Source organism: Planctomonas psychrotolerans (assembly GCF_008642235.1).
GTDB lineage: Bacteria > Actinomycetota > Actinomycetes > Actinomycetales > Microbacteriaceae > Planctomonas > Planctomonas psychrotolerans.
This window is the reverse complement of record NZ_SJEV01000001.1, coordinates 2,442,839-2,465,868: the sequence shown is the minus strand read 5'-3', so window position 1 is coordinate 2,465,868 and position 23,030 is coordinate 2,442,839. Positions and strand designations below refer to the sequence as shown.

Sequence of the window (23,030 nt, the reverse complement as noted above, 5' to 3'; positions counted from 1 at the left end):
GGTCAGGGCGCGTTCGTCGCGGGTGCCGTCGGCGCGGCCGGGCGGTGTTCGGGCGGCGTCGGTTCGGGCGGTGTCGCTTCGTCGTCGAACGAGGCGCCCACGGAATGACGGAGTCGGTCGAGGACGTCCATCACGGCGACCGAGTCATCGAGCGAGTGAATCGGCGACTCGGTGCGGCCCTCGGCGATGTAGCCGGCCATGGCGTTGGCCTGGTGGCAGAGGCCCTGCCGTCCGGGTCGGCGCAGATCGGCGAAGCTCAGGGTGCGCGCGTCGTGCGAGGAGAGGATGAGCGCGGCGGCGTTGTGGAACGGCTCGCCGAACGTGACGGTCGCGTCAGCCCCGTGGACCGCCGCTCGCGCGGGAAGGCTCGACCGCCATGACGCGCTGACCACCGCGCGGCCACCCGCCCGGGCATCGAGCACGGCCGACATTCCGTCGTCCACCCCGGTCGGCGCGAGCGTGCCGCTGGCCTGCACACGGTCGAAGGGGCCGAGCACGGAGTAGGCGAACGACAGCGGATAGACACCCACGTCGAGCAGCACGCCGCCGCCGAGCGCGGGGTCGAACAGTCGGCTACGTGGCTCGAACGGCACGACACCGCCGTAGCTCGCCTGCACGGTGTCGACAGCGCCGAGCACTCCGTCGGCCAGCAGCCGTCGGAGAACCTGCATATGCGGGAGGTATACGGTCTTCATCGCCTCCATGACGAAGACCCCGCGTTCCCGCGCATGCGAACGCACGTACCGCGCCTCGTCGGCGGTGCGGGTGAACGACTTCTCCACCAGCACGGCTTTCCCCGCGTCGATGCAGTCTCGGGCGTTCGCGGCATGTTCGCTCATCGGAGTGGCGACGTAGACGGCGTCCACCATGCCGTCGGCGAGCAACCGGTCGTAGGACTCGTGCGCGGTGGGAATGCCATGGGCTTCGGCGAAGGACGCCGCCCGGGTGGCGTCCCGGGACCCGACCGCCACGACCTCCTGGCGGGTGTGAGCGTGCAGCGCTCGCACGAAATCCCCGGCGATCACGCCTGTGCCGAGAATCCCCCAGCGAAGCGGTGGAGCGGACCGCGGGTCGGCGTCGGTCGGCTCGGGGAGGAATGATGGAAAGGGCACTCGGGCGTCAGGCGTCAGGCGTCAGGCGAGAGCGCGCAGATGTGCCAGGGCGGCGGGGAGTTCCGACTCGAAATCGGCCCAGGTGCACTCGATCGACACGGTGCCGCGGTAACCGGCGCGGTCGAGCGTGTCGAGGAACTCGGGCAGGGGCCAGTCGCCCTGACCCGGAGGAACCCGGCCGGTGTCGGCGATGTGCGCGTGGCCGATGCGCGGCCCGTGCTCGAGCAGCACGTCGAGCGGCTCCTCCTCGAGCATGATGTGGTACAGGTCGGCCACGATCGGCACGCCTTCGATGCCGTGGCGGTCGAGGAAGTCGGCGGCCTCGACGATCGAGTTCAGCAGGTTCGTCTCGCCGGTGTTGAGCGGCTCCAGGATGACCGCGAGGTCGTTCGCCGCCGCCACGTCCCGGGCTTCCCGCACGACCTCGGCGAAGCGCTTCTCCCCCGCTTCGCGGTCCACACCGTCGGGGATGGACCTCGCCTTGCCACTGCCGAACACGATCTTGGCGCCGCTCGACGCGGCCGATGCGATGATGCCCATCGCCGCGGCCAGGTACGCCGTCACGCGCTCGGCCGGGAAGTCCGGGTCGGAGAGCCGCATGTCGCCCGGGAAGAGGATGGCGAACGACGGACACGCGGCCGGGCCGACGTACTCCGGATTCCGTGCCCACTTCCCCGGGGCCGTCTCGACGACGAGGTTGCCGACGATCGTCGGTTCGACGTAGTCCGCTCCGCCCGCCACCGTCGCGTCCGCCCTGTCCGACGGCACGATCACGCCGATCTCGTATTCACGGGGCATGGCGAACTCCTCTGTTCGTGGACCGGTGGGCACCGTCTCCGACAGTGTCCCACGGCGCCGACAGCACTGGCAAGCGATTGCCACGCGGGGAGCGTCCGTGGGCTAGAGTCCTGCTCGGGCGAATGCGAGGTGAAGACATGGCACAGGAACCGACGCCGTTCGAGGTGCACGAGTCGGGGGCGCTCTTCCATGGCACGAAGGCCGACCTGTTCCCGGATGACCTGGTGGTGCCGGGTCGCTCGTCGAATTTCGGGGACGGCAGAGCGGCCAATCACGTCTACGTGACCGCCACAGTTGATGCCGCAACGTGGGGAGCGGAGCTCGCCGTCGGCGAGGGCCGGGGCCGCATCTACATCGTGGAGCCCACGGGTGCGCTGGAGGACGACCCCAACCTGACGGACAAGAAGTTCCCCGGCAATCCGACGCGGTCGTATCGCACCCGGGAGCCGGTGCGGGTGATCGGTGAGCTCACCGACTGGGTGGGCCACTCACCCGAGAAGCTGCGCGCCATGCGTGAGCATCTCGCCGCTCCTGAGCTTCAGGACCCGGACGCGATCGACGACTGACCGAGCCGTTCCCACGGACGTGTCTCGCGAGCTACGGTTCGTAGCTCACGTCGGCGAACAATGCGACCTCGCGACCCAGCTGCTCGGCGAGGTGCTCCCCGCGCTGGCGCCATCGGTCGCGGTGCTCCCGCGTGTCCCACCCGTCGAACGGATCGCAATGGGTGACCCAGAACGCGTTCCAGTCGGCGAGGGCGGCGGTGAGATCCGGAGAGAGCCCGTACGTTTCGGGGGTCGTCGTGTATCCCACGTCCCACGTGGGCGTCGTGTTCTCCCACAGCGGCCACGTCCGCCCGTGGTCGGGGAACAAGCGGATGGTTCGCCTCTCCGGCGCTGCCGCGTCCATGCAGCGAGAGTACGCGCGTGCTGGCACACGGTACGGATCGCGGCGGCTCCAGCAGGCTGGCGTGGCACCCGAACGACCCGACGTCGCGGCGGATCGAGGAAGTTGGCGTAGCACCGAGAAGCCCGGCCTCCGCGGAGAAAAGCGGAGGCCGGGCCCGGTGGACATGCGCAACGTGACAGCGACCGAGAGTGGAGATGGGGGGAATTGAACCCCCGTCCACTGCTGTAATTCCGAGTCTTCTACGGGCGTAGCCTGTTGAGTCGCTTTACTCGGCCCCGACCTTTGCTACAGGCATCTAGGTCGACGGGCCCAGCCATAGTGCAAGTCCCTCCGAGCCCTAAGGCGTAACTCGGAAGCAATCTCTCTTGATGTCGCCAGAACCCGGGTAGAGAGCATTCCCGGACTGACGGTCTCTATTTAGTGCGAAGGAGAACTACGCCGCGAGGGCGAAGTCTGCCTTGGCAGAGACAGTGCTGTTGGAATTGGCACTTGTGTTTTGCGAAGAGCGTTAACGAGATAACTTCGCATCCTCGACCCGCTTCTCCCGGTTTTGCAGGCAGTGTCGAAACCGATCATCCCCATGCACACCGTGTGCCGTGTTCCGGCACGAGGTGGGTCGCTGTCACGCTGTGGAATTGTCACACTGCACCACGTTCGGTGCAGCCCTCTATCTTACGACGACCGGCTTCGAACCGCCAGTCGATCGGGGCCGAGTGCTGACAAGAAGTATCAAGATGCCGGTGGCGATCGCGGCGAGGCCGGCCCACGATGTCGGGGCCAGCGTCTCACCGAGCAGACCGATACCCAATAGGGCGGCGGTGAGTGGCTCGGCCAGGGTGATCGTGGCGACGGATGCCGCCGGCAGGTGCCGCAGACCGGCCGCGAACAGCAGATACGCGACGCATACGGTGACGAGTCCGAGCCACAGCACGGTCAGGACGCCTGGCGCGGTCCCGATCCAGCTCACGTCGGTGGTCAGCACCAGCACGAGGGCGAGCACGGCGGCGGCCCCGAAGACGGCAGCCATGGCGTCGGCGCTCCCCCAGCCGAGGTCGAGCAGTCGCTTCGACATGATCGTGTACACGGCATACGCCACGCCCGCAGCCAGCGAACCGGCGAGACCGACCGGGTCTGCGCCGGATGCGCTGCCCAGGCCGCCCAGGCTCCCCGCCCCGGCGAGCAGGGCCAGTCCGAGCACCGCGACGGTGGTGGCGATGCACCACCGAGCGCCGGGGAAGCGGCGTCCGAACGCCCAGGCGAGCACGCCCGTCGCGAGCGGCGCCGTTCCGAGCGCCACGAGCGTGCCGATGGCCACGCCGTTGCGCTCGGTGCCGAGGAAGAACGCGGGCTGGTACACGACCACACCGAACGCTCCCACCAGCACAGGGATCACCCCATCCGCACGACGGGCCGATCGAACCGCTCGAATCAGACCCGTGCCGGTGCTCGTGCCCGTGGATCCCCCAGGGGTCCCCCCAACGACGCCCTGCGGTCCTCCGGTCTCGGGTCGCACCGGAGCGGAGAACGTGCCGCCCCGCAGCACCCTCGCCCGCCGGGACAGCAGCACGGCGACCAACGCCAGGGCGGATCCGCCGATCACGACCCGCGCAGAACCGAGCGACACCGCATTCACATCCGGCGCACCGAGCGCCTGGGCGGTGCCGGTCGTGCCGAACAGCACGGCGGCGAGCAGAACGAGGAGGACGGGGCGCACCCCGCGATTGTGCCACGCGGTCGGTCCGTGGCGACGCGTCTTTGAGCGACGCACGCTCGGAGGGCCGTTGCCGCCGGGTCGAGTCGGGTCAGTCGCCGAGGTTGCGCCGGGCGGCGATGGCGCGGTCGGCCTCGCGCTTGTCCTGACGCTCGCGGAGTGTCTGCCGCTTGTCGTACTCGCGCTTGCCCTTGGCCACGGCGATCTCCACCTTGGCCCTGCCGTCCTTGAAGTACAGGGACAGCGGGACGAGGGTGTAGCCACCCTCTTTGACCCGATTGTGGATCTTGAGGATCTGCGCCTTGTGCAGCAGCAGCTTGCGCTTACGGCGGGGCGGGTGGTTGTTCCACGTGCCCTGGTTGTACTCCGGAATGTGCACGGCGTCGAGCCAGGCCTCGCCGTGCTCGACGAAGCAGTACCCGTCGATCAGTGACGCGCGACCCTCCCGGAGGGACTTGACCTCGGTTCCGGTGAGCACGAGCCCGGCCTCGTAGGTGTCCTCGATGGTGTAGTCGTGGCGCGCCTTGCGGTTGCTCGCCACCACCTTCTCACCACGTTCCCTTGGCACGGTCGCACTCCTTGCGGTCGATGTCGCGAACTGAGCGTCGCGTTGGTGACGTCGTGGCGCACGGTGCGCCGGACAGCCCTCCAGTCTAGCCGGACGGAGTGCTCGCATCCGGCGGATGCGACGAGCACCGGGGCTGGAAGCGCCGGGATGGGGCCCCCACGCCGGAGCGCGGTTAGATCTTGAGGTAGCGGCTGATCGCGAAGTTCGCCGACACTGCGGCCAGCACCACCCCGACCCCGAGAAGGAGCGGAACCACGAGCAGCGCGTCCTGCAGGTTGACGAGCGACGTGCCCACGAGTCCCGGGCCCAGCACCCCCTGCACGAAGTAGTGCACTATCGCCACCGTCGCACCACCCGCCAGCAGCGAGCCGATGAGCGCCGCGAACACGCCCTCGAGGATGAACGGGGTCTGGATGAACCGGTTCGACGCACCGACGAGCCGCATGATGCCGAGCTCGCGCCGTCGGCTGAAGGCCGAGAGGCGGATGGTCGTGGCGATGAGCAGCGCGGCGGCCACGAGCATGAGGCCCGCGATGCCGATGGCGGTGAGGCTCGCCGTGTTCAGCACGGCGAAGATCTGGTCGAGGTAACGCCGCTGATCGGTCACCCCCTCCACACCCGCGAGGGAACTGAGGCTCTCGGTGAGGATCTCGGACTGCGACGGGTCGCGCAGGTTCACCCAGAACGCCTCGTTGAGGAACTCCGGGGTCACGTACTCGGCCACCGGGTCGCCGCGGAACTGCTGCTGGAAGTTGGCGAACGCCTGCTCGCGATCCTCGAAGTAGTAGTCGTCGATGAAGGGGGCGAGGGTCTCGCCCTCCAGCTCCGCCCGCACCGCAGAGATCTGCTCCTCCGTCGCCGCGCCGTTGATGCAGTTGTCCCCCGCCGACGTGTCGGTGCACATGTCGATGGCCACCTGCGCGCGGTCGTACCAAAAGTTCTTCATCTGGCCGATCTGCATCTGCAGCAGCACGGCCGCGCCCACGAAGGTGAGCGAGATGAAGGTCACCAGGATGACGGAGACGACCATGCTCACATTGCGACGGAGCCCGTGGGTCACTTCCGACCAGACGAGTGCGAATCTCACGAGGTGGGCCCCACATCCTGGCTCGACGTGTCATCGGGGGTGTCGCTGGCCTTGCGGAGGCCGAGCTTCTCGGCGAGCGTGAGCTCCTGCAGTCCGGGGCCGTCCGCCGCCGGAGACGTCGCCGTGGCGCCGGTTACGGTGGGGAGACCGATCGCGCCGGTGCCGTCGGGCAAGCGGCGGATGCTCCCCGTCTCGGGTCCGCTACTGGCCGTGGCGGCGGCGGGTGCGGGTGCCGTCGCGGGCGACGCGGTGCGCGCGGGCGTGTCGGTCGTCGTTCGATCGGCGGTCGCCTCCGAGGGCTCCGGCGTACCGGACGTGGTGGCCACTGCCTCTTCGGGATCCACGCGGCGCACGCCGATGGGCGACGCGGGCGAGATGATGCGGTCGGGACCGAAGACGCCGACGGGTTCTTCGGGCTGCGGGATGAAGATCGGAGACGTGTCGGTGCCGACGCGCTGCACGGGAATGGACGTGGTGACGTAGGCGCCGCGTCGTTCGTCGCGCACGATGTGCCCGCCGATGAGCTCGATCACGCGCCGCTGCATCGAGTCCACGATGCCGGCGTCGTGGGTGGCCATCACCACGGTGGTGCCGTCGGCGTTGATGCGGTCGAGCACCTGCATGATGCCGGCGCTGGTGGCGGGATCGAGGTTACCGGTGGGTTCGTCGGCGAGCAGGATGGCGGGCTTGTTCACCACGGCGCGGGCGATCGCGACGCGCTGCTGCTCACCACCGGAGAGCTCGTGCGGCAGGCGCTGAGCCTTGCCCGCGAGTCCCACCATCTTGAGCACGTCGGGCACGGCCTCCTGGATGAAGCCCTTCGACTTGCCGATCACCTGCAGCGTGAAGGCGACGTTGTCGAACACGGACTTGTTCGGCAGTAGGCGGAAGTCCTGGAAGACCACGCCGAGGCGCCGACGGTAGTAAGGCACCTTGCGGCTGGAGAGCTGACTGAGCTGCTGACCGAGCACGTGAATGGCGCCGGCCGTGGGCTTGTCCTCCTTCAGCACCAGCCGCAGGAAGCTCGATTTGCCGGACCCCGACGCGCCGACGAGGAAGACGAACTCCCCGCGCAGGATTTCGAGGTCCACCGAGTCCAGGGCCGGCTTCTGGGTGCCGGCATAGACCTTGGATACATTGTCGAACCGAATCATGACGCTAAGAGCCTAGGCATATCGAATGAGTGGGAGCCGAGCGACTCACCCTCGGCGCCGCTCTGGGGGCGCGTGGCGCGGGCGCTCACGCGTCGGCCGGCTGCTTGCGCCAGCGGATGCCCGCGGCGATGAAGCCGTCGAGGTCGCCGTCGAACACGTTGGAGGGGTTGTTGACCTCGAAGTCCGTGCGCAGGTCTTTCACCATCTGGTAGGGCGCGAGCACGTAGCTGCGCATCTGGTCGCCCCAGCTCGCGGTGATGATGCCGGCCAGTTCCTTCTTGGTGGCGGCCTCCTGCTCCCGCTGCACGAGCAGCAGCCGCGACTGCAGAACCCGCAGCGCGGCGGCGCGGTTCTGGATCTGGCTCTTCTCGTTCTGGCAGCTCACCACGATGCCGGTGGGCAGGTGGGTGATGCGCACGGCGGAGTCGGTGGTGTTGACCGACTGGCCACCGGGGCCGGAGGACCGGAACACGTCGACGCGGATGTCGGTCTCCGGGATCTCGACCGACTCCGTCTGCTCGATCAGGGGAACGACCTCCACGGCGGCGAAGCTGGTCTGGCGCTTCCCGGCCGAGTTGAACGGGCTCATCCGCACCAGCCGGTGCGTGCCCGCCTCCACGGAGAGGGTGCCGAACGCGTAGGGCGCGTCGACCTCGAAGGTGGCGGACTTGATGCCGGCCTCCTCCGCGTAGCTGGTGTCGAGCACCTTCACCGGGTAGCTGTGCTGCTCGGCGTAGCGGAGGTACATGCGCAGCAGCATCTCGGCGAAGTCCGCGGCATCCACGCCCCCGGCGCCGGCGCGGATGGTGATGACCGCGGACCGGGCGTCGTACTCGCCGTTCAGCAGCGTGTGCACCTCGAGGTCGCCGAGCACCTTCTGCAGGCTCTCCAGTTCGGCGCGGGCCTCCTCGGCGGACTCCTCGTCATCGCCGTCCACGGCCATCTCCACGAGCACCTCGAGGTCGTCGAGCCGCCGCTCGATGCTCGTGATGCGGGCGAGCTCCGTCTGCCGGTGACTGAGGTCGCTCGTCACTTTCTGCGCGTGCTCGCTGTCGTCCCAGAGATCGGGGACGCCCGCCTGCTCGCTCAGTTCGGCGACTTCGGCCTCGAGCCGATCGATCCCGACGACGGAGCGGATGTCGGCGAACGTTGCGCGGAGGGCGGAGATCTGTTCGGTTAAATCCAGGTCGACCATGGTGGTCCAGCCTACCCGCCAGCCCGCCCGTGCCGGTCGCGGGCGCGGGCCCGGCGTAGGCTTGCTCCGCCATGTCCTCCCCAGAGCGCCCCTTCTCGCTGCGTTCTGTCGCACTCCCCGCCTTCCTCCCCACGCTGCTGTTCTCCATCGGCGAGGGCGCCATCATCCCGATCATTCCGATCGTGGCCGACGATCTGGGCGCCTCTCTGGCGATCGCCGGCTTCATCGCGGCGATGCTCATGGTCGGCGAACTGATCGGTGACATCCCGAGCGGCAGCGTGGTGAGCCGGATCGGTGAGAAGGCCGCGATGATCTGGGCGGCACTGCTCTCAGTGGTGGGACTTGTCGTCTGCCTCCTGGCGCCGTCACCGTGGGTGCTCGGCGCCGGCGTCTTGCTGATCGGCCTGTCGACCGCCGTGTTCGCGCTCGCCCGGCATGCGTTCATGACGAGCTTCGTCCCCCGGCACTACCGGGCGCGGGCACTGTCCACGCTCGGCGGCATCTTCCGGGCCGGCTTCTTCATCGGCCCGTTCCTGACCGCCGGACTCATCCACCTGACCGGCACACCGCAGGTCGCATTCGGAGTGCACATCGTGGCCTGCCTCGCGGCGGCCGGAGTGCTGCTCGCCCTGCCCGACCCCATGAAGATCCTCCGCGCCCAGCAGCTCGCGGGGCCCGACGGAGTGCCGACCACGGAGGGCGGGCGCTTCGTCGCCCAGGAGGCGCACGGGCTGTTCCGCACCATCTGGAACCACAAGGGGGTATTGGTGAAGCTCGGCAGCGGCGCCGCGATGGTGGCCGCGCTGCGCTCGGGGCGCGGGGTCATGCTGCCGCTGTGGGCGGTGAGCATCGGCATCTCCGACTCGAGCACCGCGCTGATCATCGGCATCGCGGGCGGCGTGGACTTCGCCCTGTTCTACCTGAGCGGCCAGATCATGGATCGCTTCGGGCGCCTGTGGAGCGCCATGCCGTCGCTGTTCGGGCTCAGTGTCGGCTACTTCACGCTGTCGCTCACCCACGACCTGCCCGCGAACGTGCAGTGGTTCATCGTGGTGGCCATCTTCCTGTCGCTGGCCAACGGCATCGGCAGCGGCATCCTCATGACTCTCGGCGCCGACCTCGCGCCGAAGCGCAACCCGGCGCCGTTCCTCGGCGCCTGGCGGTTCACCGCCGACGCGGGAAGCGCCGCGGCTCCCCTGCTCATCTCCCTGCTCACCGCCGTGGCCTCGCTGTCGATCGCGAGCGGCGTGATGAGCGTGTTCGGACTCATCGGCGCCGCCATCTTCGCCCGGTACGTGCCCCGCTACGTGCCGTGGCGGAAGCGGGACGAGACGCCGCCGGAGGCGTGACCCGACGGTCGCGCGGAGCCCGTGCGCACGCCCTCGCGCCTTGGCCGGGTCGCAAGAGCTGGATCGACGGACCCTGATCGCGGCCTTGCGAGGCGGTCGGCACGGATGCGAGCCGGACACCGGCTGTGGCTATACTTCGCGGGACTTTTCCCCACGCTCACCCGTCCCGCCCACACGTCCCGAAGCTCGTTCGCGATTCCCCCGTCGCGAGCCGTCACGGAAGGCATACCCGAATGCGTTCGCTTCTCGTCCCCGTGCTGCTTTTGACACTCGCCATCACAGCGTGCACCGCCGAGGCCACCCCCGCCGGCCCCGGTTCCGCGGACCCCGCCTCGACGCCGTCGGGCACGGCCGGTGCCGACGAGGCGGCCGCGGAAGCGGCTGCGGCCGAGACGGCGGAGTTCGAGGCCGACCTGCGCCGAACCCTCACCCTGCCGCCCGTGCCGGCCTTCACCATTCCGACCCAGCTGCTCACCACGGCGGAGAACCAGCGCATCTCGGGCGAGCTCGACGTGCCCCCGGGGCTGTACGAGGGCATCGCCGTGCTGGATGCGCGGTGCACAGACGCGGGCGATGCCAGCGCGGCGGATAGCGGCACCCCGGTGACCGGCGCGACACAGCACTTCGAGGACGAGACCACGAGCATCACCGTCGCGGCCGACGGCACCGGCAACTACGAGGCCCCGGACGTGCACGTCGCGGTGCTCCCCGACGGCGCAGGCGTGTACGACGACGGCGAGACGCGGGTCTCGGTCGCCGCCGATGGCTCGGGCACCTACAAGAGCGGGGACGCCCGGTACAGCGTCCGTGCCGACGGCTCCGGTTCCTACGAGGACGACACGACGCGGGTCTGGATCGACGGCACCGGAGCCGGCGGCTACGAGGACGGGTCGATGCGGCTGTCGATGAACGCCGCGGGCGAGCTGTTCGGGGACGGGGACGCCGACCGGGTCGCCGTCGTGCAGTCCGTGCTGACCGACGGCCTCCCGCTCTTCCCGCCCGTTCCCGCCGTCACCGTCGTGGAACCGTCGGGTACCGTGTGCGGCACGGTCATCCGGCTCGACTCGAACGTGGTCTTCGACTTCGACAGCGTGAACATCCAGCCGAACGGCCAGGAGCACCTGCAACGGGTGGCGGCGCTGCTCGACGCGCTCGGCTCGCCGCACGCGCAGATCACCGGTCACACCGACTCGGTGGGCGACGACGCGTACAACCTCGACCTGTCGGACCGGCGGGCGGGCGCCGTGCGCGACCTGCTGATCGAATCGGGTGTGTCCGCCGACTCTCTCGACGCCCGCGGTCTCGGGGAGGCCGAGCCGCTCCGCGCCGAGACCGGGCCGGATGGTGCCCCTGATCCCGCGGCGCAGCAGCTGAATCGCCGGGTGGAGATCCTGCTCCTCGACTGACCGACCCGCTGCGGGTGATCGAGATTCACCTGTCGCCTTCCGCTTCACGGCACCGGCTCGGGCTCGGGCTCGGGCTCGGGCTCGGGCTCGGGCTCCACGGTGAACACGGCACGCGCCGTGGCGGTCACGTCGATCCGCAGGCCGTCCGGCACGAACAGGGAGGCGATCGGCGGACGCCAGCGGCAGGAGAGCGCGATCGTCGCGGTCCGGCCGTCGGCGGTGTCGGCCCGCTCGACGGTGAGGTCGTGGAACGAGGCACCGGGAAGGGCGTGGAGGTAGTCCTCTGCGGCCGTGCGCACGTCGGCGGGGTCGAGCACCGCGCGCACCGTGCCGTCGTCCGCCGCCTCGATCCGGTCGAGATCGAACGCCTCCGCGCTCGCGAGGGCCGCCCCGTCCGCGGCGGTGAACAGGCGCTTGCGCTCCAGGTACAGCGACGTCGCGGCCACGACCACCAGCACGACGGCGAGTGAGAGCGCGCCGAAACCCACGGTGAGCAGCAGCGTCGAGCCGCTGTCGTCGCGGCGGAGACGTGCCCACCCGCCGTGCCCGACGCCACGGCCGACCCACCGCCCGGTCACGACGCGCCGGCCCAGAAACGGGAGACGACGTGCGTGGCGGTGCCGCTCAGCGGGATGCTCGCGGGCGCATCGACATCGAGTGCCGTCGGCAAGAGAGGCAGGGTCACCGCCACCGTCACGGAGACCGTCACCGACCCGCGCCGACGCAGGCACTCCTCCGGCCGCGGACTGCACGTGACGTCGACCTCGGCCGCATCCGCATCGATGCCGAAGTCGGCGAGTCCCACTCGCACCGCCCGTTCGGCCGCCGCCCGCCCCGCCGACTCCGTGTCGGCACGCACGAACACCCTGACCGCCTGCCGGGCGCTGCCCTCGGTGGCGAGCGCTGCGGCCTGCACCGTCGCCACGGTGAGGATCAGGTACACGAGCGGCAGGAGCAGAATCAGTCCGGCGGTGACGAACTCCAGCGACGCCGAACCGGTGTCGTCTCGGGCGCCGGACCCGATCCTGTCCCGCAGCCAGCGGGCTGTGCCGGAGCGAGCGGCGTGCTCACCGGATGCTATCGAGCGCGGCATGGCCGCTCACCTCCAGGCCGTCCTCGAATCCGATCAGGCCGATCAGGGGAACCGGTGCGATCACGGTGACCTGGATGCCCGGCGCACCGAGGACCTCCCGCTGTCGCGCGGACACCCCACGCGCGTAGGACGGACCGAGTGCGGTCGAGAGGAGATCCTCGGTTCGGCGCACCCCGTCCGCGAGGGTGCCGTCGGCGAGCGCCGCAACGCGAGCACCCTCCGCCGCGGCGTCGAGCAGGGTGTTGCGGATGTGCAGCGCGAGCCCGAGTTGCAGCACGGACAGCGTCAGCACCGTCAGCAGCGCGGCCACCATCACGAACTCCGCGGTCGCCGAGCCGCACTCAGAAGCCATGCGAACGTCGCCATCCCGCACACGCGTTTCACGCCGACGCCGACAGTCGCACTCGCGAAGAGCATGCATTCCTCGCGCGCGCCGGGCGGCCATGGGTCAGAACGCGGTCACGCGGTCGATGGCCTGCTCGAACACGGCGCTGAGAGCCGGGCCCGCCAGTCCCCAGATCAGGATGACCAGACCGGCCGTCATCAGGGTGATCAGCACCCATCCCGGCACGTCGCCATCGTCATCGTGGGCGAGGGAGAAGAAGTACTGCATCAGTCGGGCCATGGTGTGCTCCTTGTACGGGTCAGAATCCGGTCTGCAGGACGACGATGCCGGGGAAGATCGCGAATGCGATGGTGAGCGGCAGGATGAGAAAGACGAGCGGCACGAGCATCGCCACTTCCTTCTTGCCGGCGGTCTCGAGCAGTGCCCGCTTCGCGGCCTCCCGCGCATCCTGAGCTTGCGCCCGGAGCACCTCGGCGAGGGGGCTGCCGCGTTCGAGGGCGGCGATCAGCTGTTCGACGAGCCGGGTCACCGGGGGCGCGCCGAGCCGTCGATCCATCGCGTCGAGCGCTACGGGAAGCGCCACACCGGTGTGTACGTCGGCCACCACGACCGCGAGCTCGCGCGAGAACTCCCCGTTGCTCACGCGCGCCACCCTGCGCAGCGAGTCGAGGACACCCTCCCCGGCAGAAAGGGTGAGCGTGAGAAACTCGACCACCGTGGGGAACTCGCTCGTGATCCGCGCGATGCGTGCGGTCGCCGCCCTCGTGAGAAGGGCATCGCGCAGGGTGAGTCCTGCCATAGCGCCGACTACCGGCACCGCGACCTGCACGGCCAGAGGCATGGTGCTCTCGGCCGCCGACAGCACCACGATGAGCATGCCCGCGGCGGCGCCGACCAGAGCCCAGACCAGTTGCTCGGAGCGGAAACGTTCCACGCTGCTCGTCGATCCGGACTGACGAAGCCGGAGCAGCACCCGATCATCACCGCCGAGCACGCCCCGCAGCCCCCGTGCCGCCCCGCCGAGCACCGGCGACAGCAGGGTGCCCAGCACCGGGAGCGGATCGATGGACCGGCGCGACAGGAACACGCGTGCACCGTCGGACACGTCGAGGAGCGAGGGCGCCACCCGCGCGGCGAGTGTCGGACGACCGAGCCGCGGTACGGTGCTCGCCAGGGACCACAGCCCGAGTCCGAGCACTACACCGAGACACAACGCCCACGACATGGCCGCCGTCATGCGAACCACCTGCGTTCCTCGGGCAGGCGGCCCACACGGACCATCGCCCGGTACGCGACCACCGACACCGCGAGGCCGCCCCCGATGAGCAACGCCCCGGCACTCGTGTTGTACGCGCTGGCGGCCTCCGGACGGGTCGACAGCATCAGCAGGATGACCCATGGCGCCGCCACGCCCAGTCTGGCGGCATTGATCACCCATGACTGACGCCCCTCCACCTCGCCGCGGATGGCGGACTCCTGGCGGAGGTAGCTGCCGAGGCTGCGCAGCACGGAGGTGAGCTCGCTTCCTCCCACGTCTCTCGACATCCGCAGCGTCTCGAGGATGCGGTCGGCGGTCGGGTCGGCGAGGCGGCCCTTCAGTTCGTCGACGGCCACGGTGAAGTTGCCGGTCGTGCCGTAGGTGCGCTCGAACCCGGTGAAGGCCGGACGCAGCGCCGGTGGTCCCCCGTGCGCCAGCGTGGAGATGCTCTCGGGCAGACCCAGTCCGCTGCGCACCGCGGAGACGAGGTGGTCCACCACGTCCGGCCAGAACGACATCGCGGCCTGTCGCACCACGCGGGACCGCCACCGAACGAGGATCGTCGGCAAGGCGGCCCCCGCGCCCGCGGCCGCGACCGAGAGGACCAGCACACCGGTCATAGCGGATGCGAGGGCACCGCACACGACCGCGCAGAGCACGGACAGCAGACCGAAGGCGCCGAGTGGGACCCGCCCCAAACCTGCTCGGGCGAGCACGTCCCGCGCCCGCTCGGCCCTCCGCGGACGGGCGGCCACCGGCTCGCGGGACCGCGGCCACATGCGGGGCGACACCGTCAGCAGCAGGCCGAGTCCCAACAACACCCCGACAAGTGCACTCATCGGTCGCTCCCCCGTGGCCCTTCCGGCACCGGCGCGGATGAGCGGACCCGCGCGCGCTTGGCCGGGACCGCGCCGGTGGGAACGAGCCGGTCTCCGCGCACCGCGAAGATGGCGTCGGACTCGATGTTCACCGGGGTCGATGCTCCCGTGAGGGCCCGGATCTCCCCGATCCGTCGGCGGCCCGCTGCGTCGATCTCGCAGTGCACCACGATGTCGATGCACGAGGCCACCGTCGGAACCACGAAAGCGGAATCGATGTTGCGGCCCGCCAGAAGCGGCAGGGTGCACATCTTCACCACTGCATCCCGGGCGCTGTTGGCGTGGATGCTGCACATCCCCGGGAGGCCGCTGTTCAGCGCGATCAGCAGGTCCAGGCTCTCGGCCTCCCGCACCTCACCGACGACGAGCCGGTCGGGGCGCATCCGGAGGGCTTCCTTGATGAGGCGGCGCAGCGTGATCTCCCCCGTGCCCTCGAGCGACGGCTGCCGGCACTGCATCGACACGACGTCACGTGCGTCGAGGTCGAGTTCGAAGGTCTCCTCCACCGTCACGATCCGCTCGCCGGGTCGCGCCACCGAGAGAAGCGCGTTCAGCAGGGTGGTCTTGCCGCTCTGGGTGGCCCCGACACGAGGATGTTCGACCCCGAGGTGACGCAGTCGGCGAGGAACTCGGCGGCGTCCGACGGCAGCGAACCCAGCTCCACGAGACGCTGCAGATCGCGAATGCGGCGGTGGAACTTGCGGATGTTGACGGCCCAGTGCCGCGGAGTGATGTCGGGGATCGCCACGTGCAGCCGCGATCCGTCCGGCAACGACGCATCGACGAACGGCGAGGAGAGGTCCACCCGGCGGCCGGACGACTGCAGCATCCGTTCGACGAGGTCGCGCACCTCCGTTCCGGTGAGCACCGTGGATGTCAGCTCGGACACGCCGTCACGCGCGACGAAGACGCGCGTCGGCGAGTTGATCCAGATCTCCTCGACGGTCGGGTCGTCGAGGTAGGGCTGCAGAGCGCCGAAGCCCGTCAGGGTCGCGAGCACCTCCCGCGCCGTCGACCGCTCATCGGCGAGCAGCGGCATGCTGCCGCCGAGCGCCCGCTCGCTGTACCGCCGCACCTCGTCGTGCACGTACTCCGCGGCCAGATCGGCCCTCGCCGCGAGGTCCACCCCTTCCCGCCGCACTCGCTCCCGCACCGAGTCGGTGATGAGGTGGGCTGCTGAGGTCACGGCAGCATTGTGAAGCGCCGCACCGACGGAGCGGGAAACTTATCCACAGGGTGTTGGACGGTGCGCGCGATCGCTACCATCAGAGCGTGCGCAGCGCGGCGCTCGCACGCTCCGGGGGGACCGTTCGACCGCGAAGGAGACCACCGTGCCCGCCCGTACCGTCACCCCTCTCGGCGCTCCCATCTGGATCGACCTCTCGACCTCCGACATCGACCGCGCCGTCGACTTCTACACCGGACTGTTCGGCTGGACCGCTGAACGCGGCGGCGAGGACACCGGCGGCTATGTGAACTTCTTCCTCTTCGGAAGGTCGGTCGCGGGAGCCATGGCGAGCGACGGGCAGTCCGGGCAGCCGGACGCGTGGTCGACCTACCTGCACACTCCGGACGCCGCCGCCACCGCGGCCGCCGCGGTGGCCGCAGGCGGGCAGGTGCTGATGGACGCCATGGACGTGATGGACTTCGGACGGATGGCCGTGCTGGCCGATCCCTCCGGCGGCGCGATCTGCGCCTGGCAGCCCGGATCGATCCAGGGGTTCGACGTGGTGTCCGAGCACGGAGCGCCCAACTGGCACGAACTGCACACCCGCGACTACGCGAAGGCGGTCGACTTCTACACGAGCGTCTTCGGCTGGGAGACGGAGGTCGTCGGCGACAGTGACGAGTTCCGCTACACCCAGCAGGTGCAGAACGGCGCGCCGTTCGCCGGGATCATGGACGCGTCGGCCTTTCTCCCCGCGGGAGCGCCCGCGCAGTGGCACGTCTACTTCGGCTCGTCGGACGTCGACGCGTCGATCGCGCTCGTCGAGTCCCTCGGCGGATCGGTGCTCGAACCGGCGGAGGACACTCCGTACGGTCGCCTCGCCACCGTCGCCGACCCCACCGGCGCCTCCTTCAAGCTCGGCTCGCTGCAGGCGTGATCGTCGGCGCAGTACTCGTCGACTACAGAGCCCCTACTCGCCCCCGACGAACGCCTCGAGGGTCGCCCGCGAACCCCGCTCGTGCAGGGACCGCAGTGCCTCCGCATAGGGCTCGGTGAAGCGCGGATCGTCGATCAGGTCGCCGAACAGGTCCCGGCTTTCGAGAAATGCCAGCGGGTTCTCCCGCTGCGTGCGCGCGATCGGCCCCAGCCGCTCGGACAGCCGGTCCACCACGTCGATCGGTTCGCCGGCCTCGTCCACGCCCTCCGCGTAGCGTGCCCAGCTGGCCACGATGGCGGCGGACAACCGCACCTCACCACCCGCCGCAAGGTTTTCGCGCACGACGGGCACCAGCCACTTCGGAATGCGATCGGAGGACTCCGCGCACAGCCGGGCCAGCGTGTCCCGCACCTCCGGGTTCGAGAAGCGCTCGATCAACGTATCGATGTACTCGGCGAGGTCCACCCCTGGCACGGGCTGCAGGGTCGGTCGCCCCTCCTCCTGCATGTAGGCGCGGAGGAGGGCGGGGATGAGCGGGTCGCCCAGGGCCTCGTGCGCATAGCGGTACCCGGCGAGGTAGCCGAAGTAGCAGAGCGCCTGGTGGCCCACATTGAGGAGGCGGAGCTTCATCAGCTCGTACGGCAGCACGTCGGCGACCACCTGCACGTCGGCCTGCTCGAACGGCGGGCGGCCGAGCGGGAAGTAGTCCTCGAGCACCCACTGGAAGAACGGCTCGCACACCACGGGCCACGCGTCCTCCACACCGAACCGACGGGACAGCTCATCGCGATCGGAGTCGGACGTCACCGGGGTGATGCGGTCGACCATCGAGTTCGGGAACGGCACGTGCTCGTCGATCCACGCCCCGAGCTCAGGATCCTTGAGAGTGGCGTAGGCCACGAAGCTGCGTTTCGCCACCTCGCCGTTGCCCTGGATGTTGTCGCAGGACATGACCGTGAACGGCGGTGTGCCCGAGTCACGCCGGGCGCGGAGCGCTTCGGTGACCAGACCGAAGACGGTCCGCGGTGCCGCGCTCGACTCCAGGTCGTGGCGCACGTCGGGCGCCGTCTCGTCGAAGTCGCCCGTCACCTGGTGGAAGTTGTACCCGCCCTCGGTCACGGTGAGCGAGACGATGCGGGTGGTTCCGGCGGCCAGCCGGTCGATGACCGCCTTCGGGTCGTCGGGTGCGAAGAGGTATTCGCAGATCGATCCGATGACGCGGGGCTCGAGCGCACCATCCGGATGCTTCAGCACCAGCGTGTAGAGGCAGTCCTGCGCGGCCATCACGTCCGCCATCCGGCGATCCAGCGGCAGCACGCCGACGCCGCAGATGCCCTCGGTCGCGGCCCCCGTGGACAGCAGTCGGTCGAGCACCATCGCCTGATGCGCCCGGTGGAAGCCACCGACACCGAAGTGCACGATGCCGGGAACGAGCGCGGAGCGGTCGTAGGAGGGCACGGCGACGGCGGGGTCGAGACCCGCCACGGTGTCGTTCGAGAGAGCGGTCATCGACGAATCCTCCTTGATCGTGTGCACCTAAACTTAGGACTCCGCGGGAGTGGTGAAATTGGCAGACACGCAGGATTTAGGTTCCTGTGCTTTCGAGCGTGAGGGTTCAAGTCCCTTCTCCCGCACCGACCGCCCTTCGACAGGCTCAGGGACCGCCCTTCGACGGGCTCAGGGACCGCCCTTCGACAGGCTCAGGGACCGCCCTTCGACAGGCTCAGGGACCGCCCTTCGACAGGCTCAGGAAAGACGCCCAGCTCGGACGCGCGAGCGCTACTTGTCGACGCGCTGCAGGATGTGCGCGGGGATGAACAGAGCGGCCGATACGGCCATGATGCCCGCGAAGAAGACGTAGCCTTCGATGCCCTCGAAGGAGAACGCGGCCGCGAAGAGATACACGCCGACGATGAAGAGGCCGAACGAAACGATGTATCCCACGATGTTCATGCGCTCAGTCTATGAAGGGAATGGCACTCCCGCATAACGCGCCACGGCGAGGAATCGGTTGCGGGGGAAATCCCCCGGCGTTTCGTCGCCTCCGCGCGCTAATGTGTTCGAAATACCCGTTCCAATCGTCGGTCGCTTGGTCTGCCGACGTCAGGAGATTCCCGACACGTGGCGCCCACCGCTCTTATTCCGTTCCTCGATCCGGAGAACCTGATTGCGGGCTTCGGTGCGTTCGCGCTCCTCGGTATCTGCTTCATCGTCTTCGCCGAGACCGGTCTCCTCGTGGGTTTCCTCCTGCCGGGTGACACCCTGCTGATCATCACCGGCATCCTCACCTTCTCGCAGGTGATCGAGATTCCTATCTGGTGGGTGTGTCTCGCGATCGCGTTCGCCGCGTTCGTCGGTGGGGAGGTCGGCTACCTGATCGGGCACAAAGGCGGCCCACGAATATTCGAACGCAAGGAGAGCGGCATCTTCAGCCGCAAGAACGTCGAACGCACCAACGCGTTCTTCGAGCGCTTCGGCGGACTCGCGGTCATCGTCGCCCGCTTCGTGCCGATCGTCCGCACCTTCGCGCCGGTCGCCGCCGGCGTGGGCCACATGAACTACCGCAAGTACTCCTTCTACAACGCGGTCGGCGCGTTGATCTGGGGGTCGGGGCTCACCCTGCTGGGCTACGTGCTCGGCTACATCCCTCCGGTGCGCGACTTCGTGCAGGACTACATCGACCTGATCCTCATCGTCGCCGTCGTCGCGACGGTGGTCTCCACCGCCATCCACTACGCGCAGTCCAACCGCAAGGCGCGGCGGGAAGCGGCCATCGAGCACACCGACACCGCGGATCTCGTGCTTGACCCCGAGGACTTCACGCAGCACCCGAGCCAGGGGCACCCGCACCGCGACGCGTCCTGACGCATCCGGAACCGCCCGCACGGGTGCGAGCGGACGCCTTCCCGCCATCGAACGGATGCCGCGCCTTCCCGACGCGTTCGAGGGGAACCCAGCGGGCGCACGGTATCTTCGATGGGGGCGATACCAGCCGGGGCACGTCCGGCACCCCATCCGGCGACGATGTCGCACGACGACCACGCCCATGACTTCGGCCCAGAGCCGGAAGGGACTACCCCATGCTCAACCTGCTTGGAATCGAATGGCTCGACGCCGAATGGCTGATCACGGCGTTCGGCGCCTTCGTTCTCGTCGGTGTCGCGGCGATCATCTTCGCCGAGACCGCCTTCATCGTGGTCTCGTTCCTTCCCGGTGACTCGCTGCTGTTCACGGTGGGACTCCTCACCGCCACCGGCGTGGTGGGAGTGCCGATCTGGCTCACCGTCCTCGTCATCTTCGTGGCCGCCTTCGCCGGGGACCAGACGGCCTACCTGATCGGCCGGACGGCCGGCCCGGCGATCTTCAAACGCCAGGAGAGCCGCTTCTTCAACCCCGCCAATGTCGAGCGCACCAACGCGTTCTTCGTGAAGCACGGCGGTAAGGCCGTGATCATCGCGCGCTTCCTTCCCGTCTTCCGCGCCTTCGTACCCGTCGCGGCCGGTGTCGGCAAGATGAGCTACCGCACCTTCGTCACCTTCAACGTGATCGGGGCGTTCGCCTGGGGCGTGGGACTCACCCTGGTCGGCTACTTCCTGGGCCAGATCGAGTTCGTCGAGCGCTACGCGGAGTACTTCATCATCGGCATCGTGCTGCTGTCGGGCATCCCGATCCTCATCGAGCTCAGCAAGGCGGGTCGCCATTCCCTCGCCGGTCGCCGTGCCGCCCGGGAGCAGATCAAGCAGTAAGCCAGACCGCCTCCGCCGCATCGACACCGAGGTCGAGGTCGACGCTGCCGTGTGCGTCGCCGTCGGAGTCGGCGGCGTCGTCTCCTGCACCGGCGCCGAGAGTCACCCGCAGGTCGTCGCGGAACGGCACCGGCGCGCGAACCAGCACGGGAACATCGAGCTGGAGGCGCACCGACGCGAAGTACCGCAGGAGCCCGGGATCGCGATCGCTGATCCGCACCACCCTCCCCCGGTGCCCGACCGCGGCATCGCGGAGGCGAACCGCTGTCGGCTGCAGCACCGAGCCGTCGGCTGCCGGGATCGGATCGCCGTGCGGATCCCGCACGGGCTGCCCCAACTGATCCGCGATCGACTCGAGCAACCGATCGGACAGCGCGTGCTCGAGCACCTCCGCCTCGTCGTGCACTTCGTCCCAGTCGTAGCCGAACGAGTCCACCAACCAGGTCTCGATCAGGCGGTGCCGGCGCAGCATCCGAAGCGCGAGCCCCGTTCCCTCATCGGTCAGCGTCACCGCACCGTACGGGCGGTGCGTCACGAGACCATCCCGAGCCAGCTTGCGCACCATCTCCGTGACGGACGACGCGGCGAGACCGAGCCGGGCCGCGAGCGCCGACGGGGTGATCGGATCCGGCTGCCACTCCGTGTGCGCGTAGATGGCTTTCACGTAGTCCTCGTACGCCACGGGCATCGGTTCGCGCGGACTCATGCGGCGGCCTCGGATCGTCGGGCGCGCGCCATGCGCAGCCGGGTCGGCACCATCCCGCCGCGTGCGCCGAAAAGGTAGGCGAGGGCGAACGCGATGGACTGCGCGAGCACCACCGCTCCCCCGGTGGAGATGTCGAGGTAGAAGCTCGCGTACGCCCCGAGGAGGGCGGCGATCAGCGTCACCGCCACCGCGAGCACCAGCATCCGATCGAACCGTTTGGTGAGCAGGTACGCGGTGGCGCCGGGGGTGATGAGCATGGCGACCACGAGGATGATGCCCACCGCCTGCAGCGCCACCACCACGGTGAGCGCGAGCAGACCGAGCAGCAGCACCGACAGCCACCGCGTATTGATGCCGATGGCGTTGGCGTGGCTGCGATCGAACGCGAAGAGGGTGAGGTCGCGCCGCTTGAGGAACAGCACCGTGCAGGCGACGGCTCCGATCACCAGAACCTGCGCGATCTCCGCATCGGTCACGCCGAGCACATTGCCGAAAAGGATGTGGGTGAGGTCGGTCTGGCTCGGCGTGACCGAGATGATCACGAGACCGAGCGCGAACAGAGCGGTGAAGACGACACCGATCGCCGCATCCGCCTTGATCCGGGTGGTGGCGCGCACACCGCCGATGAGGGCCACGGCGCCCGCGCCGAAGATGAAGGCACCGACGGCGAACGGGATGCCGAGGATGTAACTGAGGGCCACCCCGGGCAGCACCGCGTGCGACACGGCGTCGCCCATCAGCGACCAGCCGATCTGCACGAGCCAGCAGGACAGGAACGCGCACGTCGCCGCGGCGACGGCGGTCACGACGAGCGCCCGGGACATGAAGGCGTACTGCAGGGGCTCGAACAGCCAGTCGATCGGCGTCACGGGTTCCCCACCTCGGCTCCGAAGGCGAGGGACAACCGCTCGGGGGTGAGCGCCTCGTGCGGCGCACCCCGGAACAGCACCCGGTTCTGCAGCAGCAGCACCTCGTCGCACAGCTCGGGCACGCCGGCGAGGTCGTGCGTCGAGACGAGGATGCCGCAGCCCTCGTCGCGGAGGGCCCGCAGCAGATCCACGATGGTGCGTTCCGATGCCTTGTCCACCCCGGCGAACGGCTCGTCGAGAAGCAGCAGTCCGGCCCCCTGGGCGATGCCCCGCGCGAGGAACACCCGCTTGCGCTGCCCGCCGGACAGCTCGCCGATCTGGCGGTCGGCGAGCTCGGCGAGCCCCACCCGGTCGAGCGCGTCGGCGACGGCGACCCTGTCGATGCGTCGCGGTCGCCGGGTGAATCCGAGCATGCCGTAGCGACCCATCAGCACCACCTCCCGAACCGAGAGCGGGAAGTCCCAGTCGACGTTCTCGGACTGCGGCACGTAGGTCACGAGATTGCGCTTCCGGGCCGCGGCCGAGCTGCCGCCGAACAGCCGCACGCGCCCCGCGTCCACGACCACGGTGCCCATGATGGCGCCGAAGAGGCTCGACTTGCCCGACCCGTTCACGCCGAGGAGCCCGAGGATGCGTCCGGCCGTCAGGTCGAGCGAGACGTCGCGGAGTGCCTGCACCGTGCCGTAGCGCACGGTGACGCCGGAGACGGACAGGATCGGATCCGCCATCGGTTCGGTTCG

Annotated in this window: 25 protein-coding genes, 1 tRNA gene, 1 other RNA gene and 1 pseudogene; 7 read left to right on the top strand and 21 right to left on the bottom strand. The window is 69.3% G+C overall.

The window, feature by feature from the left end:
* Window positions 1-2: 2 nt before the first annotated feature.
* Both EY822_RS11390 and EY822_RS11385 read right to left on the bottom strand, forming a co-directional pair.
* Window positions 3-1,112 carry a Gfo/Idh/MocA family protein gene (locus EY822_RS11390; protein WP_227497234.1) on the bottom strand — a complete coding sequence of 370 codons (1,110 nt, stop codon included), beginning with the start codon at window positions 1,110-1,112 and terminating at the stop codon, window positions 3-5.
* Window positions 1,113-1,133: 21 nt separating this feature from the next.
* Window positions 1,134-1,910 carry a sugar phosphate isomerase/epimerase family protein gene (locus tag EY822_RS11385; RefSeq protein WP_150308357.1) on the bottom strand — a complete coding sequence of 259 codons (777 nt, stop codon included), beginning with the start codon at window positions 1,908-1,910 and terminating at the stop codon, window positions 1,134-1,136.
* A gap of 137 nt (window positions 1,911-2,047) precedes the next feature.
* On the opposite strand from EY822_RS11385, the gene arr reads away from it, so the two are divergent.
* The gene (arr, locus tag EY822_RS11380) at window positions 2,048-2,476 is read left to right on the top strand and encodes an NAD(+)--rifampin ADP-ribosyltransferase (protein ID WP_150308356.1); all 429 of its coding nucleotides are present in this window, start codon (window positions 2,048-2,050) and stop codon (window positions 2,474-2,476) included.
* Between the two features lie 31 nt (window positions 2,477-2,507).
* Here arr and EY822_RS11375 read toward each other — a convergent pair whose 3' ends face one another.
* The 7 genes from EY822_RS11375 to prfB form a co-directional block, all read right to left on the bottom strand.
* Window positions 2,508-2,819 carry a hypothetical protein gene (locus tag EY822_RS11375; RefSeq protein WP_150308355.1) on the bottom strand — a complete coding sequence of 104 codons (312 nt, stop codon included), beginning with the start codon at window positions 2,817-2,819 and terminating at the stop codon, window positions 2,508-2,510.
* Between the two features lie 186 nt (window positions 2,820-3,005).
* Window positions 3,006-3,399, bottom strand: a transfer-messenger RNA (tmRNA) gene (ssrA, locus tag EY822_RS11370).
* Between the two features lie 87 nt (window positions 3,400-3,486).
* Window positions 3,487-4,533 (bottom strand): DMT family transporter, encoded by a 1,047-nt coding sequence (locus EY822_RS11365; RefSeq protein ID WP_150308354.1) that lies wholly within the window; start codon window positions 4,531-4,533, stop codon window positions 3,487-3,489.
* An 88-nt stretch (window positions 4,534-4,621) separates the two neighbouring features.
* On the bottom strand, window positions 4,622-5,098 hold the full coding sequence (gene smpB / locus EY822_RS11360) for an SsrA-binding protein SmpB (protein ID WP_150308353.1): 477 nt from the start codon (window positions 5,096-5,098) through the stop codon (window positions 4,622-4,624).
* 172 nt (window positions 5,099-5,270) lie between these two features.
* Window positions 5,271-6,185, bottom strand: a complete 915-nt coding sequence (gene ftsX / locus EY822_RS11355; protein WP_150308352.1) for a permease-like cell division protein FtsX — start codon at window positions 6,183-6,185, stop codon at window positions 5,271-5,273.
* A complete protein-coding gene (gene ftsE / locus EY822_RS11350) occupies window positions 6,182-7,339 on the bottom strand; it encodes a cell division ATP-binding protein FtsE (RefSeq protein WP_150308351.1) in 1,158 nt (385 codons plus the stop codon). The genes ftsX and ftsE overlap by 4 nt, the downstream gene beginning before the upstream one ends.
* 85 nt (window positions 7,340-7,424) lie before the next feature.
* Complete coding sequence (gene prfB, locus EY822_RS11345; protein WP_150308350.1) at window positions 7,425-8,534, bottom strand: peptide chain release factor 2; 1,110 nt, start codon at window positions 8,532-8,534, stop codon at window positions 7,425-7,427.
* Window positions 8,535-8,605: 71 nt separating this feature from the next.
* On the opposite strand from prfB, the gene EY822_RS11340 reads away from it, so the two are divergent.
* The gene (locus EY822_RS11340; protein ID WP_150308349.1) at window positions 8,606-9,883 is read left to right on the top strand and encodes an MFS transporter; all 1,278 of its coding nucleotides are present in this window, start codon (window positions 8,606-8,608) and stop codon (window positions 9,881-9,883) included.
* A gap of 233 nt (window positions 9,884-10,116) precedes the next feature.
* The gene (locus EY822_RS11335) at window positions 10,117-11,289 is read left to right on the top strand and encodes an OmpA family protein (protein ID WP_150308348.1); all 1,173 of its coding nucleotides are present in this window, start codon (window positions 10,117-10,119) and stop codon (window positions 11,287-11,289) included.
* 44 nt (window positions 11,290-11,333) lie between these two features.
* On the opposite strand, the gene EY822_RS11330 is transcribed toward EY822_RS11335, so the two are convergent.
* The 7 genes and pseudogenes from EY822_RS11330 to EY822_RS11305 all read right to left on the bottom strand — a co-directional run bounded on the left by EY822_RS11330 (window position 11,334) and on the right by EY822_RS11305 (window position 16,050).
* Window positions 11,334-11,867 carry a pilus assembly protein TadG-related protein gene (locus tag EY822_RS11330; protein ID WP_150308347.1) on the bottom strand — a complete coding sequence of 178 codons (534 nt, stop codon included), beginning with the start codon at window positions 11,865-11,867 and terminating at the stop codon, window positions 11,334-11,336.
* On the bottom strand, window positions 11,864-12,382 hold the full coding sequence (locus EY822_RS11325) for a hypothetical protein (RefSeq protein WP_227497233.1): 519 nt from the start codon (window positions 12,380-12,382) through the stop codon (window positions 11,864-11,866). The genes EY822_RS11330 and EY822_RS11325 overlap by 4 nt, the downstream gene beginning before the upstream one ends.
* Window positions 12,357-12,734 (bottom strand): TadE/TadG family type IV pilus assembly protein, encoded by a 378-nt coding sequence (locus EY822_RS11320; protein ID WP_150308346.1) that lies wholly within the window; start codon window positions 12,732-12,734, stop codon window positions 12,357-12,359. The genes EY822_RS11325 and EY822_RS11320 overlap by 26 nt, the downstream gene beginning before the upstream one ends.
* A 96-nt stretch (window positions 12,735-12,830) precedes the next feature.
* Entirely contained in the window at window positions 12,831-13,007 is a 177-nt protein-coding gene (locus EY822_RS15475; RefSeq protein ID WP_227497232.1) for a hypothetical protein, read from the bottom strand.
* A 19-nt stretch (window positions 13,008-13,026) separates the two neighbouring features.
* Entirely contained in the window at window positions 13,027-13,965 is a 939-nt protein-coding gene (locus EY822_RS11315; protein ID WP_150308910.1) for a type II secretion system F family protein, read from the bottom strand.
* Window positions 13,962-14,825 (bottom strand): type II secretion system F family protein, encoded by an 864-nt coding sequence (locus tag EY822_RS11310; protein WP_150308345.1) that lies wholly within the window; start codon window positions 14,823-14,825, stop codon window positions 13,962-13,964. The genes EY822_RS11315 and EY822_RS11310 overlap by 4 nt, the downstream gene beginning before the upstream one ends.
* Window positions 14,822-16,050 (bottom strand): annotated as a pseudogene (locus EY822_RS11305) (CpaF family protein). The gene EY822_RS11310 and the pseudogene EY822_RS11305 overlap by 4 nt, the downstream one beginning before the upstream one ends.
* A gap of 145 nt (window positions 16,051-16,195) precedes the next feature.
* Between EY822_RS11305 and EY822_RS11300 the strand changes: the two are divergent.
* Window positions 16,196-16,969: a VOC family protein gene (locus EY822_RS11300; RefSeq protein ID WP_150308344.1), complete on the top strand. Its 774-nt coding sequence runs from the start codon at window positions 16,196-16,198 to the stop codon at window positions 16,967-16,969.
* 33 nt (window positions 16,970-17,002) lie between these two features.
* Here EY822_RS11300 and EY822_RS11295 read toward each other — a convergent pair whose 3' ends face one another.
* Window positions 17,003-18,478, bottom strand: a complete 1,476-nt coding sequence (locus EY822_RS11295; protein WP_150308343.1) for a mannitol dehydrogenase family protein — start codon at window positions 18,476-18,478, stop codon at window positions 17,003-17,005.
* Between the two features lie 43 nt (window positions 18,479-18,521).
* Between EY822_RS11295 and EY822_RS11290 the strand changes: the two genes are divergently transcribed.
* Window positions 18,522-18,603: transfer RNA gene (locus EY822_RS11290), tRNA-Leu, on the top strand.
* A gap of 145 nt (window positions 18,604-18,748) precedes the next feature.
* Here EY822_RS11290 and EY822_RS15470 read toward each other — a convergent pair.
* The gene (locus tag EY822_RS15470) at window positions 18,749-18,922 is read right to left on the bottom strand and encodes a hypothetical protein (protein ID WP_227497231.1); all 174 of its coding nucleotides are present in this window, start codon (window positions 18,920-18,922) and stop codon (window positions 18,749-18,751) included.
* A 168-nt stretch (window positions 18,923-19,090) separates the two neighbouring features.
* Between EY822_RS15470 and EY822_RS11285 the strand changes: the two genes are divergently transcribed.
* Window positions 19,091-19,834 carry a DedA family protein gene (locus tag EY822_RS11285; RefSeq protein ID WP_150308342.1) on the top strand — a complete coding sequence of 248 codons (744 nt, stop codon included), beginning with the start codon at window positions 19,091-19,093 and terminating at the stop codon, window positions 19,832-19,834.
* A 215-nt stretch (window positions 19,835-20,049) separates the two neighbouring features.
* Window positions 20,050-20,715 (top strand): DedA family protein, encoded by a 666-nt coding sequence (locus EY822_RS11280; RefSeq protein WP_150308341.1) that lies wholly within the window; start codon window positions 20,050-20,052, stop codon window positions 20,713-20,715.
* On the opposite strand, the gene EY822_RS11275 is transcribed toward EY822_RS11280, so the two are convergent.
* From EY822_RS11275 to EY822_RS11265, 3 genes are read right to left on the bottom strand one after another with little or no spacing between them, the layout of a single operon-like run.
* Window positions 20,705-21,421 (bottom strand): metal-dependent transcriptional regulator, encoded by a 717-nt coding sequence (locus tag EY822_RS11275; RefSeq protein WP_227497230.1) that lies wholly within the window; start codon window positions 21,419-21,421, stop codon window positions 20,705-20,707. The two genes, EY822_RS11280 and EY822_RS11275, sit on opposite strands and share 11 nt — an antisense overlap.
* Complete coding sequence (locus EY822_RS11270) at window positions 21,418-22,290, bottom strand: metal ABC transporter permease (RefSeq protein ID WP_227497229.1); 873 nt, start codon at window positions 22,288-22,290, stop codon at window positions 21,418-21,420. The genes EY822_RS11275 and EY822_RS11270 overlap by 4 nt, the downstream gene beginning before the upstream one ends.
* Window positions 22,287-23,018 (bottom strand): metal ABC transporter ATP-binding protein, encoded by a 732-nt coding sequence (locus tag EY822_RS11265; protein ID WP_150308909.1) that lies wholly within the window; start codon window positions 23,016-23,018, stop codon window positions 22,287-22,289. Before EY822_RS11265 ends, EY822_RS11270 begins: the two co-directional genes overlap by 4 nt.
* Window positions 23,019-23,030 lie beyond the last annotated feature (12 nt).

Excerpts from the sequence above, each read along its gene's own strand:
- EY822_RS11385 (WP_150308357.1), bottom strand. The coding sequence starts at position 1,910 with ATGCCCCGTGAATACGAGATCGGCGTGATCGTGCCGTCGGACAGGGCG.
- arr (WP_150308356.1), top strand. The coding sequence starts at position 2,048 with ATGGCACAGGAACCGACGCCGTTCGAGGTGCACGAGTCGGGGGCGCTC.
- EY822_RS11375 (WP_150308355.1), bottom strand. The coding sequence starts at position 2,819 with ATGGACGCGGCAGCGCCGGAGAGGCGAACCATCCGCTTGTTCCCCGAC.
- ftsE (WP_150308351.1), bottom strand. The coding sequence starts at position 7,339 with ATGATTCGGTTCGACAATGTATCCAAGGTCTATGCCGGCACCCAGAAG.
- prfB (WP_150308350.1), bottom strand. The coding sequence starts at position 8,534 with ATGGTCGACCTGGATTTAACCGAACAGATCTCCGCCCTCCGCGCAACG.
- EY822_RS11340 (WP_150308349.1), top strand. The coding sequence starts at position 8,606 with ATGTCCTCCCCAGAGCGCCCCTTCTCGCTGCGTTCTGTCGCACTCCCC.
- EY822_RS11335 (WP_150308348.1), top strand. The coding sequence starts at position 10,117 with ATGCGTTCGCTTCTCGTCCCCGTGCTGCTTTTGACACTCGCCATCACA.
- EY822_RS11325 (WP_227497233.1), bottom strand. The coding sequence starts at position 12,382 with ATGCCGCGCTCGATAGCATCCGGTGAGCACGCCGCTCGCTCCGGCACA.
- EY822_RS11320 (WP_150308346.1), bottom strand. The coding sequence starts at position 12,734 with ATGGCTTCTGAGTGCGGCTCGGCGACCGCGGAGTTCGTGATGGTGGCC.
- EY822_RS15475 (WP_227497232.1), bottom strand. The coding sequence starts at position 13,007 with ATGGCCCGACTGATGCAGTACTTCTTCTCCCTCGCCCACGATGACGAT.
- EY822_RS11315 (WP_150308910.1), bottom strand. The coding sequence starts at position 13,965 with ATGACGGCGGCCATGTCGTGGGCGTTGTGTCTCGGTGTAGTGCTCGGA.
- EY822_RS11310 (WP_150308345.1), bottom strand. The coding sequence starts at position 14,825 with ATGAGTGCACTTGTCGGGGTGTTGTTGGGACTCGGCCTGCTGCTGACG.
- EY822_RS11295 (WP_150308343.1), bottom strand. The coding sequence starts at position 18,478 with ATGACCGCTCTCTCGAACGACACCGTGGCGGGTCTCGACCCCGCCGTC.
- EY822_RS15470 (WP_227497231.1), bottom strand. The coding sequence starts at position 18,922 with ATGAACATCGTGGGATACATCGTTTCGTTCGGCCTCTTCATCGTCGGC.
- EY822_RS11280 (WP_150308341.1), top strand. The coding sequence starts at position 20,050 with ATGCTCAACCTGCTTGGAATCGAATGGCTCGACGCCGAATGGCTGATC.
- EY822_RS11275 (WP_227497230.1), bottom strand. The coding sequence starts at position 21,421 with ATGAGTCCGCGCGAACCGATGCCCGTGGCGTACGAGGACTACGTGAAA.
- EY822_RS11265 (WP_150308909.1), bottom strand. The coding sequence starts at position 23,018 with ATGGCGGATCCGATCCTGTCCGTCTCCGGCGTCACCGTGCGCTACGGC.